Annotated in this window: 13 protein-coding genes; 8 read left to right on the top strand and 5 right to left on the bottom strand. The window is 52.8% G+C overall.

Features of this window, described 5'->3' with window-relative positions; translation table 11 throughout:
• Window positions 1–54: 54 nt before the first annotated feature.
• Window positions 55–2,181, bottom strand: a complete 2,127-nt coding sequence (gene pqqU, locus AC6I8L_RS08940; RefSeq protein WP_201785675.1) for a TonB-dependent receptor PqqU — start codon at window positions 2,179–2,181, stop codon at window positions 55–57.
• Window positions 2,182–2,494: 313 nt separating this feature from the next.
• Window positions 2,495–2,749: a biofilm/acid-resistance regulator YmgB/AriR gene (locus tag AC6I8L_RS08945; RefSeq protein WP_058959991.1), complete on the bottom strand. Its 255-nt coding sequence runs from the start codon at window positions 2,747–2,749 to the stop codon at window positions 2,495–2,497.
• A gap of 554 nt (window positions 2,750–3,303) precedes the next feature.
• Between AC6I8L_RS08945 and AC6I8L_RS08950 the strand changes: the two genes are divergently transcribed.
• On the top strand, window positions 3,304–3,621 hold the full coding sequence (locus AC6I8L_RS08950; RefSeq protein WP_153012280.1) for a hypothetical protein: 318 nt from the start codon (window positions 3,304–3,306) through the stop codon (window positions 3,619–3,621).
• Window positions 3,622–3,971: 350 nt separating this feature from the next.
• Here the strand turns inward: AC6I8L_RS08950 and AC6I8L_RS08955 are convergent, their stop codons facing one another.
• Both AC6I8L_RS08955 and AC6I8L_RS08960 read right to left on the bottom strand, forming a co-directional pair.
• Complete coding sequence (locus AC6I8L_RS08955; protein ID WP_058959989.1) at window positions 3,972–4,211, bottom strand: biofilm development regulator YmgB/AriR family protein; 240 nt, start codon at window positions 4,209–4,211, stop codon at window positions 3,972–3,974.
• Between the two features lie 154 nt (window positions 4,212–4,365).
• Entirely contained in the window at window positions 4,366–4,983 is a 618-nt protein-coding gene (locus tag AC6I8L_RS08960) for a TetR/AcrR family transcriptional regulator (RefSeq protein ID WP_320442520.1), read from the bottom strand.
• Between the two features lie 184 nt (window positions 4,984–5,167).
• Here AC6I8L_RS08960 and AC6I8L_RS08965 point away from each other — a divergent pair, with 184 nt between their 5' ends.
• Window positions 5,168–6,031, top strand: a complete 864-nt coding sequence (locus tag AC6I8L_RS08965; protein ID WP_058959987.1) for an NAD(P)-dependent oxidoreductase — start codon at window positions 5,168–5,170, stop codon at window positions 6,029–6,031.
• Window positions 6,032–6,814, top strand: coding sequence for an AraC family transcriptional regulator (locus AC6I8L_RS08970; protein ID WP_058959986.1), 783 nt, complete (start codon window positions 6,032–6,034; stop codon window positions 6,812–6,814).
• Here AC6I8L_RS08970 and leuA read toward each other — a convergent pair.
• Window positions 6,765–8,450 (bottom strand): 2-isopropylmalate synthase, encoded by a 1,686-nt coding sequence (gene leuA / locus AC6I8L_RS08975; RefSeq protein ID WP_058959985.1) that lies wholly within the window; start codon window positions 8,448–8,450, stop codon window positions 6,765–6,767. The two genes, AC6I8L_RS08970 and leuA, sit on opposite strands and share 50 nt — an antisense overlap.
• A gap of 284 nt (window positions 8,451–8,734) precedes the next feature.
• Between leuA and AC6I8L_RS08980 the strand changes: the two genes are divergently transcribed.
• The 5 genes from AC6I8L_RS08980 to pqqC all read left to right on the top strand — a co-directional run bounded on the left by AC6I8L_RS08980 (window position 8,735) and on the right by pqqC (window position 12,743).
• On the top strand, window positions 8,735–9,682 hold the full coding sequence (locus AC6I8L_RS08980; RefSeq protein ID WP_445515028.1) for an ABC transporter substrate-binding protein: 948 nt from the start codon (window positions 8,735–8,737) through the stop codon (window positions 9,680–9,682).
• Window positions 9,683–9,761: 79 nt separating this feature from the next.
• Window positions 9,762–10,787, top strand: coding sequence for a dipeptidase (locus AC6I8L_RS08985; RefSeq protein WP_058959983.1), 1,026 nt, complete (start codon window positions 9,762–9,764; stop codon window positions 10,785–10,787).
• A 150-nt stretch (window positions 10,788–10,937) separates the two neighbouring features.
• The gene (pqqA, locus tag AC6I8L_RS08990; RefSeq protein ID WP_010617686.1) at window positions 10,938–11,009 is read left to right on the top strand and encodes a pyrroloquinoline quinone precursor peptide PqqA; all 72 of its coding nucleotides are present in this window, start codon (window positions 10,938–10,940) and stop codon (window positions 11,007–11,009) included.
• A gap of 55 nt (window positions 11,010–11,064) precedes the next feature.
• The gene (pqqB, locus tag AC6I8L_RS08995; RefSeq protein WP_058959982.1) at window positions 11,065–11,991 is read left to right on the top strand and encodes a pyrroloquinoline quinone biosynthesis protein PqqB; all 927 of its coding nucleotides are present in this window, start codon (window positions 11,065–11,067) and stop codon (window positions 11,989–11,991) included.
• A complete protein-coding gene (gene pqqC, locus AC6I8L_RS09000) occupies window positions 11,988–12,743 on the top strand; it encodes a pyrroloquinoline-quinone synthase PqqC (protein WP_038647148.1) in 756 nt (251 codons plus the stop codon). The genes pqqB and pqqC overlap by 4 nt, the downstream gene beginning before the upstream one ends.

Consider the following 12,743-nt stretch of genomic DNA (forward strand, 5'->3'; position numbering starts at 1 on the left):
AAAGCCCTGCAATCCGAATAAGGTTGCAGGGCTTTTTGTCAGACGCGATGTCAGTTACTGAAACGCATAACTTACCGTCAGACCTACACTGTAGTTGCGTCCTGGTGCCGGCTCGTAATAGCGACCGTTGCTCTCATTGACGATCACTGAACCCACATAGGTGCGGTCAAACAGGTTATCCACGCGACCAAACAAGTCCAGCGTCCAGTTCTGCACCAGCCACTTATAACCCGAGTTCAGGCCAAATACGGTATAAGAGGGTGCTTTGACATCATTTTCATCGTCCGCTGCAATGTCGCTCATGTAGCGCACATCACCGCCGGCATACCAGCCTTGATCCGGCGCATAGGCTAACCCGGCATAGGCCATATTACGTGCGATGCCTGGAATACGGTTGCCGTCACAGCTTTCAGTGCCACAGGCGTTAGAGCGATAGCGCGCATCCAGCAAGGTCCACGCCGCTTTCAGGTGCCAGTCATAGCCAAACTCCTGATCCAGACCCAACTCCAGCCCGCGACGACGGGTTTCACCGGCATTTTTGTATATTGAACGCCCATTAGAACTTCCCGCTGAAACAATCTCGTTAGAGGTATCTGTCTGGAATATTGCAGCAGTGATAAGGCCGTTGCCTATTCTTTTTTTAGTGCCTAATTCCACCGTGTCACTCGTTGCAGGTTTGAGATCTAAATTTAGCCCAGACTGACTCAGAGAACGATAAGACAACTCATTTAGCGTAGGCGTTTCAAAGCCACGGCCCGCAGACACATAGGCATTCCAGCTATTATCAATCGCATATTTCAGTGAGGCGGCTGGCAGCCAGCGGTGATAACGGCGATTACCGCTGTCATCGGGATCGCTGGAAGTGACGTAATAATCGTTAGAGTCGAAATTCACCGTGCTCAAACGCACACCAGCATCCAGTGACCACTTATCCGTGAACTGCCACGCCGTTTGCAGATAAGGATCGAGGTTCCACATCAGGTTGCGTTCATTGCGGCGCATGTCGCCTTGAACGCCGTAATCCGTCACGCCATTGCTGGTGGTGAAGTTCTGATAACCCTTACGCTTTTCGGTCATGGTTTCATAGTCGAGACCGGCGGTTAGCGTCACGGGAAGGGTGAACACGGTATCGCGATGCGTCCAACGCGTATCAATCCCCTGATAATGGCGAGCCAGCGAAATCACGCCTCCAGGATGTCCTTTAGTATTAATCTGCGCACTAGCCGGGATCGATTGATACTGCGTGGTTTCACGTTCACCGGCGTACATCATTACGCTGAGGTCGTCGTTCTCGCTCATCTGGCGCTGATAGTGCAGCCCAGCCTGGGTTTGGTCGACGGTTTTGCGCGCGTTATACAGCGTCACGTTGCTGGCAACCTGACGCGGGTTATCTTTCCACTGCGCTTCGGTTAAACCACCGGGATCCTGTGCATCCACATGAACACTGTTAAACAGCAGCGTCAGGGTGCTGACATCATCAATGCGCACGCCGAGTTTGGCGTTCCCGAGGTTTTTCTGTGCCGAGCTGTGGTCGCGATAGCCATGTGTGGTAAAGCGCGAGGCCGATACGGTGTAATTCACGTCACCGGCGTGGGTGCCATCACCGGTGGTGCCGCTGGCTTTGACGCTGTTGCGCCAACTGCCGTAGCTGCCGTACCAGGTGCTGGCTTCCAGCGTGGTAGGCTGCTGGCCGGTTTGGGTTTCAACGTTAATCACGCCGCCTGAAGAATTACCGTACAGCGCGGAAAACGGGCCGCGCAGCACCTCAACGTGGTCAATCGAGCCAATGTCGATATTTGAGGTTTGTCCCTGGCCATCCGGCATCGTGGCGGGGATACCGTCAACATACAGGCGGATACCGCGCAGACCGAAAGTCGAACGCGAACCAAATCCACGCACGGAAATTTGCAAATCCTGCGCATAGTTCTGGCGATTCTGAATCTGCATGCCTGGCACGCTGGCGAGGTTTTCCGAGAGGTTGACGCGTGGTGCTGCATGACGCATATCGTCACCGGACACCACACTCACCGCCGCGGGCGTGTCCAGCTCGGACAAACCGCTGCCGGCTGGCGCGGCACTGACCACCATGGTATTGCTGGCACTATCCGCCGCCATCAGTTGCAGGGGGAATAATGCAGGCAGCATCAGCAACGGTGCCTGTCGCAGTAAAGCTATTTTCATTATGAAAGACCGTATAAAAGACGTGGAATGAACCAGGCGGAACATTAATCGCGCATAGAATAATTCTTTTTTGGTGATACAGGGTATTACATTTTCAGCGAATTTATTCAATAAATGCGGCCATTGGGCCTGTTTTTAATGGGGATAAGACAACGTATTTGATGGCATCGACAGAGAGAGGGGACGAATCTGGGGCATCTTTGGGCTGAAAATATGCAGGGTGAATGTAAGCAGTTAAACCGCGGGGTGTGCATTGTATACATTGATTAGGCATCCTTGCTCATCACAACGCGGGTTCCACTTAAATCTTTGTTTATGAAATGTCATCCGGGGTGCGCTGGACAACTATTTCCAGTGCGTTTCGGTAAATATCCTGCTTAATAATGTCACTTTCGCACTCAAGCCTTAATATCAGTGCAAGAATGATATCCTTATTGGTAATGCGGTGTTTTTTAGCCAGCAGTTCCATGCGGATTTCAGAAATAATCACGCGTTCGCTTAAATATTGCTCGCCAGTCGTCTGGAAATAGTCGAGTAGTCGAGACTTAGCGGTAGTCGATTCTTGCATAAAAGCCTCAATTAAAGTAAGGGTAGAAGTTATGTGTATCCGTTAGCGTTATTGCAGGATCCAGCAAGATTGGGTTATCTTAAAACTACAATTTTGAAAAGAGAAGCGATCTTCCTAGCCATCACGGCTCGGTATCCACAACAAGGCTTGCTCAGGCAATCAAATTTATACAAATATTAAAAACTTGTACAATAAGCTCATGATCAATTCGTGTGGTCTGACATGTATATTATTTATATCTTTATATTCATTCAAAATAAATGAAATAAAACTCACAGTTATGAATGTCTGGAGTGCTGATCGTGAGTTTTTCCTGTGAAGTTGTTCAAAAATAGTGTATGAATCTACGATTAATAAAAGAAAGCAAAATTTAGTCAAATTCCGTACAATTTTATTCAAAGTCACCCATGCGTTTTCATCTGACTGAAGGTAAATTACAGTAAGGCTAATAAATATATTTAATATGCATCTTAAGTTTAGTAATTCCGCTTCGCTTTATTAATCACTGGAACCCACTATTGATATATGCAGTTTCTAACATTGTAGAGGTGCGCTTGGACGCATATGAAAATGATGTTGATGTTTTTGCACGCCTGATAAAAAAGCACGCAGCTGAGCACCAGTCAGGCGCTAGCCTAAAGCACGCAAAAGAAGGTGTCGATAAGATCATACAAGACATGAAAGATTCATTAGATAAAGATAAGGATTATCAGGTGGTTAAGTGGACGGAACTTCTCAATAAACTCGAAAGTTTTCAAAGCAGTACCGCAGATCCGCTCTGGAGAACTGTTATTAATCATGCCCGGTTCCGTATAAAAAGCAGGCGTAGTACTTTGATTCATGGAAGAGAGCGATTTAATCCTAAAGCGTAGCGGGTTTATTGCCCTATGCGTTTGCCAGCATTCTGGCTCTCTGGTCGGGGTCCGTATCAGGTAGCAGGTTGAATATCAAAGCGAGCATCGCATTTTAAATAGAGAGGGTAGTGGCATAACAGTGGATTACCCTCAACGCCGATGAGAGTCAGTGTTACTTCAATGTCTCGGTGTTGGGGTGAAATCATTCAGTTTGCTAATAATCTGGCATCTACGCAGTAATATAACCGAGGCGTAAAATCGCATTGCTATGTTCCCTGTGAAAACACCTGAAAGCAGTGCGCAGAAAGTGTCTATTTTCTGGGCAACTGAAAAGCAGTCATCCAACGGTTGGCTTATTCGTGCTGTCCTTAACAGGAGAGTAATTTCTTGAATATATTTGCATAGTGTTGTTTTGCAGATGCCTCTTCGCAGACGTCAAGTTGTTTCAATAACTCAAAGCAAAGCGTTTTTCTGCTCAACGTTTTACCTGAACTTAAAATTTCGGCCACGAGTTTTCCCAGCGCTTCCTCTTCAGAAATTTCTGAGCGATTTTCTGCTTCATCCCCGGTTAAAGGCTTTTTTGAATCTGCTGCATCATTGGTGCACATATTAATTTCCCTAAGGCTAATCGCAAAAGTTAAAAACATCGGGCTGCGCATGTCTTGCCATTTACGGCTCGCTTAAGCCTGTTCGACAACAATCCATCAGGGTGAATAACCCGGTTTAATTAGGAAATGCATATTTCCTAATAGGGCAAATGAATTAATCCAAAACCTTCATGACCATACTAATGGTTTTTTTTCCGTTAGTCACATCTTGTACCTTACCCACCACGCGCATGCCAAATGCCACGCACAATAGTAGCCCTGCTGCTGTTTCAGCATCAACATGAGATGAAATAGAGCCATCTTTTTGGCCATCCGCGACAAGCGAAATCAGAAAATTTTGGTTGCGCATCACGGCTTGCCGAACAAGCTCGGACAACTCTTCATCGAGCGTCTGAAGTTCAACGGTGCTTCCGACCACCAGGCATCCTCTGCGGCCTTCAATCTCAACAGCGGAATCCAGATAGAACTGGAGCAACTCTTCAATGCGCGCTCTGCCATTCGGAAAATGCTGCAGGCGTTGACGCAAGTCCGCATTGCGTATGGCAATGTAGCGTTCAAAAACGCGCAAAAACAGCGTGCGTTTATCGATAAAAGCCTTGTATATGCTTCCCGCTGTCAGGCCCATGGCTTCGCCAAGGTCAGCGATGGATGATGCGTGGTATCCTTTTTTCCGGAAGACAATCATTGCCTTATCCAGGACTTCATCCATGACAAAGACTCTTGGCCTGCCACGCTCGCGTGTCACTTTTGTGGTTTGAATATCTGATGCCATAAGTAATGATTTATAGTGTGAATATTTCCAATTGATTATAAGTGAACGCCTAAAAATAATCGAATGGCGTTTGTGAGCGTCCTGCAGACGTGAAACATGTTTTTCCCCGCACCTCTCGCCTGGCTGTCAGCACGATTTTCTGTCAGTCTGGCGGTTTTGTCTGCAAGCACAAAAGGGAGTGAAAATGAGTCAGCAACCGGTTGTCGCGGTATTAGGTTTAGGCGCAATGGGGCATGCATTTGCCGCCAACTTACTGAAAAAAGGATTCGTGGTGCGTGGCTGGAACCGCACACGTGCGAAGGGTGAAGATCTGCTGGATGCCGGTTTGCAACTGGCTGACAGCGCAGCGCAGGCCGTTGAAGGCGCAGACGTGGTGATCGCCATGCTCTCTGACGGCGACACCACGCGTCAGACCCTGACCGAAGCAAGCAGTGCATTGAAGCAGGGCGCGACCGTCTGCCAGATGGGGACTATTGGCGTGGAAGCGACTGATGCGCTGATTGCCGACCTGCAACACGCACGTCCGGATGTGCTCTTTATCGATGCGCCGGTTTCCGGTACCAAAGCGCCTGCCGAAAATGCGCAGATTCTGGTGATGGCCAGCGGCGATCAAAGCAAAGCGCAGGCCGCTGAGCAGGTGTTTGCTGCAATTGGAAAAGGCACACAGTGGCTGGGTGAGGCGGGTGCCAGCTCGCGTATGAAACTGGTGGTCAACAGCTGGCTGATTGGCCTGATGCAAAGTCTGGCGGAGAGTACACGCCTGGCGGAGCAGTTTGGTTTCAGCACCGACGATCTGTGGAAAGTGCTGGATGGCGGCCCGCTGGCAGCCCCGTACGCCAAAATGAAACTGGGTATGATCGCCAGTGGTGATTACACCCCGCAGATGCATCTGGTGTGGGCATTGAAAGATGCCAGACTGGCGCTGGATGCCGCAGGTGATAGCAAGCTGCCCGCGCTGGAGAACATCGTTGACGTCTGGCAGCAAGCGGTCGATGCCGGTTACGGCGAGCAGGACCTGGCGGCGGTCTACCAGTACCTGAAACGCTAAATGAGTCAGCGGCTCAACTTCGATTTCAGCTTTCGTCCGCTTGTGCCTTATGCGCACGATTATGTGCACGGTGATGCTGAGTCATGGCATCACCACGATTGTGCGCAGCTGATCCATACCTTGAGCGGCGTAGTGAAAGTCGAAACCCGGCAGGGCAGCTGGATTGTGCCGCCAAGTCGTGGCGTGTGGTTACCCGCAGGCACGGAGCATGCGCTGCATATTGTGGGGTCGGTGGCGGCCCGCACGCTGTTTGTTGATCCGCTGGCGCGGGCGGATTTGCCTGCCAGCTGTCAGGTGGTGCAGATTTCCCCGCTGCTGCGTGAGCTGATCGTCAGTGCTCTGGCATTGCCGGATCAATACGCTTCTGGCAGCCGTGCAGAACGCATTTATGAATTGATTCTCGATGAAATTCGCGTAATGGATGTGCTGCCCTTCGGCCTGCCGTGGCCGGAAAGTGAGAGGATGCGTGCACTGTGCCAGCAAATCCATCAGCAACCGGGCGAGATCTGGACACTCGCGAGAGCGGCCAGCGAACTCTGTGTCGCTGAACGCACGCTTGCGCGACATTTTAACCGCGAAACGGGCTTGCAGTTCAGCGATTGGGTGCGCCGCGCACGCCTCAGCGTGGCGCTGGCGCGGCTGGCGCAGGGCGAAACGGTGTTAACGGTGGCGCTCGAACTCGGTTATGACAGCCCGAGCGCCTTCAGTGCGATGTTCCGCCGCGTGCTCGGCGTTACACCGGCGAACTACTTTCCTGCGGCAGAAAAGCGTGGGCTGCGTTGAGCAAAGCCTGTAACGAGGCGCGTGCTACATCATTATCGATGCCGACACCCCAGGCGCGTTCGCCGCGCGCATTGAGACAGCTGATGTAAGTGACGGAGCGGCTGTCACTGCGTTTACCCAGCGTATGCTCGTGGTAATCCTCAATGCTGATTGCCAGATCATAGCGCTGACGCAGTGCCGCGACCGCCGCCGACAGCAGTCCGTTGCCTTTGCCTTCCAGCGTCAGCGTTTGTCCGCCATCCTGCAGGCGCGCTTTAAATCGCGTTTCACCTTTCTCATCGCTATGGCTTTCCGCGTCCAGTAAGCGCCGTGCAGGCTGTGTTAAGCCGTAATGCTGACAGAACAGTTGCCACAGTGCGTGATGCGTCATTTCCTGGCCGTGAGCATCGGTTTGCTGCTGCACAATGCGGCTGAAGTCTTGCTGCAACCCACGCGGTAACTGCAGTCCATGGTTTTGCTCCAGTAGCCAGGCCGCTCCGCCTTTACCCGACTGACTGTTGACGCGAATCACCGCTTCGTAGCTGCAACCGATATCGATCGGATCAAGTGGCAGATACGGCATTTGCCAGATGGCTTCCTGACGCTCATTGCGTTCGGCAAAGCCTTTACGAATCGCATCCTGATGCGAACCCGAAAACGCGGTAAATACCAGCTCACCAGCGTACGGATGGCGCGGATGCACCGGCAATTGGTTACAACGGGTCACCACTTCCAGCACCTGCTGGATATCGCTGAAATCGAGTTCCGGTGCCACGCCCTGAGTATACAAATTGAGCGCCAGCGTCACGATATCGACATTGCCGGTGCGCTCACCATTACCGAACAAGCAGCCTTCAACGCGATCGGCTCCGGCCAGTATCGCCAGCTCGGCACAGGCCACGCCGGTGCCGCGATCGTTGTGCGGATGCACGCAAATCGCCACCTGTGAACGCTGGCTAAAGTGACGGCAGAAATACTCGATCTGATCCGCATAGACGTTCGGAGTATTCACTTCCACCGTGGCGGGCAGGTTAATAATCATCGGGCGTTCAGGCCCCGGCTGCCAGATCGCTGCGACTGCTTCACAAATCTCCAGCGCGAATTCTGGTTCGGTAAAGCAGAACGTTTCAGGTGAATACTGGAAGGTCCAGGCGGTGTCGTTTTGTGCTTCACATTGGGCGCGGATTTGCCGTGCCCCAGCGCAGGCCAGCTCAATGATCTCTGCTTTGCTCTGGCGGAATACGCGTTCGCGGAACAACTGTGCCGTGGCGTTGTACATATGAATAATCGCCTGCGGTGCGCCGCGCAGGGCTTCAAAGGTGCGATCAATCAGATCGCTGCGTGCTTGCGTCAGTACCTGAATCGCAACGCCTTGCGGAATATGATGCTGCTCAATCAGCAGGCGTACAAAGTCGAAATCAGTTTGTGAGGCGGCAGGAAACGCCACTTCAATCTCTTTGAAGCCGCAGCGCAGCAATAGCTGCCAAAACTCGAGCTTGCGGGCGCTGTCCATGGGCGTAGCCAGCGCCTGGTTGCCGTCGCGCAGATCGGTAGAAAGCCAGCGCGGTGCCTGGGTGAGCTGGCGCGATGGCCACTGACGGTCGGGTAAATCGATCACCGGGAAGGGGCGATATTTTTCAGCAGGGTGGTTCAGCATGAGGTTCTCCTTATGGGTCTGTACTCAGTCTGGACCACATCGCCGCACGCTGCTCACGCATAACTGACAAGCTACATTGCGTAACTGACATTTCGTTGCGAAGTTGCCGCAGCAGCCGGGCCCACATTCTGTGAACCCTCGCTATCCCAACCGTTCACAACAAATGTGGGATGATGAGAATCGACGGCCAAAAGCGTTGTACTGCTTATGCGCAGGATGATTTTCCTCAGACGAAATCGGCATCTGGGCTTTTAGCACAACAGGGTAGTCTGGGATTTTGCGCTATAAGAGAAAATAGAATGAAAAGAAAAGCTTTAGCCCTGTTAGTGATGCTTGCCAGTGGAACCGCTGCGGCGGAAACCGTCACACTGCGCATTGCCGACCAGAAAGGCAATATGCATGCCGAGATGGAAGCGGCGCAGCAGCTCAATAATCTCAATTATAAAATCGAATGGGCGGAGTTCCCGGCAGCGGCACCGCTGGCGGAGGCACTGAATGCGGGCGCCGTCGATGCGGGTATTATTGGTGATGCGCCGCTGCTGTTCTCGCTGGCGGCGGGTTCGCAGGTGAAAGCGGTGGCGGTAAGTAAATCTGTGCCTGAAGGCTTAGCGGTATTGGTTAGCCCGGATTCAAAACTTAAAACCGTGGCCGATCTCAAAGGGAAAAATATTGCCACCGGGCGTGGATCCATTGGCCATTTTGAAGCGCTGAAAGCACTGGAAAAGGCCGGTTTAACGGATAAAGACGTCAACTTTCGCTTCCTGACGCCCGCCGATGCACGCATCGCATTAGCCAACGGTTCAGTCGATGCCTGGTCAACCTGGGATCCTTATACCGCGCTGGCGGAAGTCACGCATACTGGACGTGTGCTGATCAATGGCGTTGGCCTCTCCAGCGGCAACAGCTTCCTCGCGGCGACCGATGCGGCAATCAATGACGAGGCCAAACGTGCAGCGCTGCAGGATTACGTTAATCGCCTTGCGGCGGCGGATCGCTGGGCGAACAGCCATGTTGATGCGTACTCCACCACGCTGGCGAAAATCATCGGCTTCCCGAAAGAAGCCGCGGCGAAGTCCTTTGCACGCCGCCAGTCGCATTGGCAAGCCATTGATGACGCCACCATCGCACAACAGCAGGACACCGCCGATTTTTATCAAAAACAGGGCCTGATTAAGCAGCATCTCGACGTCAAACCCACCTTTTATCATGGCCTAAAGGTTGCACAAAACTAACGCTTTGTGCCCCTTTGTTTGGCGAATCAACCGGGCGCGAGTAGCATAGCGCCTACGTTGTCTCGCTGTGTGATCCCCTATGTTATTTAAAACCTTCGATGGTCATAACGACCTGCTGCTTAATCTGTGGCTGCATCATCGTGACGATCCCGCTGGCGCCTTTTTTTCTGGCATTGAGAAAGGGCATCTGGATTTTCCTCGTATGCAGCAGGGTGGTTTTGCCGGTGGGCTCTTTGCACTGTTTGTCCCGCCGCAGCGTTACATCAATGAGGTCGCGCCGCAACGTGCAAACGAGCAGTGGCAGCCGCTCGATATTCTCTGGCAACAACTCGATATCCTCAAAACGCTGGCAGCGCAGTCCGGCGGGCGCGCCCGTCTATGCCTGACGGCGGCGGATATTGCCAGCTGTCGCCACGATGGCGTGCTGGCGATGGTCGCGCATATTGAAGGGGCGGATGGATTCGATGCCGATGGCGAAGATCTGCATGCCTTTTATCAGGCAGGCGTGCGCAGCATCGGGCCTTTCTGGAACTTACCTAACCGATTTGGTGAGGGAGTAAACGGTGCTTTCCCGCATTCGCCAGACACCGGACCGGGCCTGACCCCCGCCGGTGAGCAGTTAATCCTTGCTGCCAATCGCCATCGCATGATGATTGACGTGTCGCATATGAATGAGAAAGCGTTTTGGGACACAGGACGGCTGTCAACGGCACCGCTGGTGGCTAGCCACTCTAACGTGCACGCGCTTTGCGCCCAGCCGCGCAATCTTACCGACCAGCAACTGCGTGCCATTCGCGACAGCGGCGGAGTGGTAGGGATTAATTTTGGTAACGCTTTCTTACGACCGGATGGCAAGCGTGATAGTGATACGCCATTGATCGAAATTGTTAAACATCTGGATCATTTAGTTGAAATAATGGGGCCAGAAAACGTAGCATTTGGTTCGGATTTCGACGGCATTAGCGTGCCCGATGCGTTGAAAGATGTTTCAGGGCTACCGCATCTCTATGCGCTGCTGACGTCGCTCGGCTATGATCAAGTTATGATTGAGCAGTTTGCCTGGGGGAACTGGCTGCGCGTCCTGCAACGGATTTGGCAGGATTAGCACAATTCCCTTACCGAATCAGGGTTGATCTGTCCGCTACATTGGCGCAACATCAGCCCGCGTCGTGCCTTGCTGCCAGAAAATTCGTTTACTGGTGCAAGCATTTCCAGCAGAGCCTGCTCTGCGTTATTTGTTTTGAGGAAGAAAGTTATGTGGAAAAAACCTGAATTTGTTGACCTGCGTCTGGGCCTGGAAGTGACTCTGTACATCTCCAACCGCTAAGACTTTCTGCCCGCCGTTCGTGCGGGCATTTTATTTTTCATTCTGGTTATCTCTCATGTTTATTAAAGTGCTCGGTTCAGCGGCAGGCGGCGGCTTTCCGCAGTGGAACTGTAACTGCGCCAATTGCAGCGGCCTGCGCAACGGTACGATTCAGGCTCAGGCGCGGACGCAATCCTCGATCATTGTCAGTGACAACGGCGAAGATTGGGTGCTGTGTAACGCATCGCCAGATATCAGCCAGCAGATCGCCCACACACCCGAACTGAATAAAAAAGGGGTGCTGCGCGGCACGGCGATTGGCAGCATCATCCTTACCGACAGTCAGATCGATCACACCACCGGTTTACTCAGTCTGCGCGAAGGTTGCCCGCATCAGGTGTGGTGTACGCCCGAGGTGCATGCCGATCTCACCAGCGGTTTCCCGATTTTCACCATGTTGCAGCACTGGAATGGCGGGCTGCAGCATCATGGTCTTACGCCACTCGAACCGTTCCGCGTCGATGTCTGTCGTAACCTGCAGTTCACCGCGATTCCGATTCTCAGCAACGCGCCGCCATACTCACCGTATCGCGACCGCCCGTTACCGGGTCATAACGTCGCGTTGTTTATTGAAAATACCGCCAATGGGCAGACGCTGCTGTATGCGCCAGGTCTGGGCGAGCCCGATGCGGTGATCATGCCGTGGCTGGAGAAAGCCGATTGCCTGTTAATTGACGGCACCGTCTGGCAAGACGATGAGTTGCTCGCCACTGGCGTCGGTAAAAACACCGGCAAAGCGATGGGGCATCTGGCCCTCGCGGAAGAGCATGGCCTGATGGCGCTGCTGGCGTCACTGCCTGCACCACGCAAAATTCTGATTCACATTAATAACACCAATCCGATCCTCAACGAGCAGTCGCCGCAGCGTCAGTATCTGACGCAGCAGGGCATTGAAGTGAGCTGGGACGGGATGGCGATTCATCTGCAGGAGAGCGCATCGTGATCATCACCGAAGCCTTATCGCCTCAAGAGTTTGAGCAGGCGCTGCGTGCCAAAGGCGCGTTTTACCACATTCATCATCCATACCATATCGCGATGCATAATGGTGAAGCGACGCGTGAACAGATTCAGGGCTGGGTCGCGAACCGCTTCTATTACCAGACCAATATTCCCCTGAAAGACGCGGCGATTATGGCGAACTGTCCGGATCCCGCAACCCGCCGTAAGTGGGTGCAGCGCATCCTCGATCATGACGGCAGCAACGGCCAGGAAGGCGGTATTGAAGCCTGGCTGCAACTCGGTGAAGCGGTGGGATTGGATCGTGAAGTCCTGCTGTCCGAAAAATTGGTGCTGCCGGGCGTGCGTTTTGCTGTGGATGCCTACGTTAACTTCGCCCGTCGCGCCAACTGGCAGGAAGCGGCCTGTAGCTCATTAACTGAGTTGTTTGCACCGCAAATCCACCAGTCGCGCCTCGACAGCTGGCCGCAGCACTATCCGTGGATCAAAGAAGAGGGTTACTTCTATTTCCGCAGCCGCCTGAGCCAGGCAAACCGCGATGTGGAGCACGGGTTGGCGCTGGCGCTGGAAGTGTTCACCACTGCTGAGCAGCAGAACCGCATGCTGGAAATTCTGCAGTTCAAACTCGATATTCTCTGGACGCTGCTGGATGCCATGACCATGGCGTATTCTTTGCAACGCCCGCCTTATCACACGGTCACCGATCAGGTGTCCTGGCACAGCACAAGACTGGTGTAA

The sequence above is a fragment of the Type-E symbiont of Plautia stali genome (assembly GCF_059731115.1).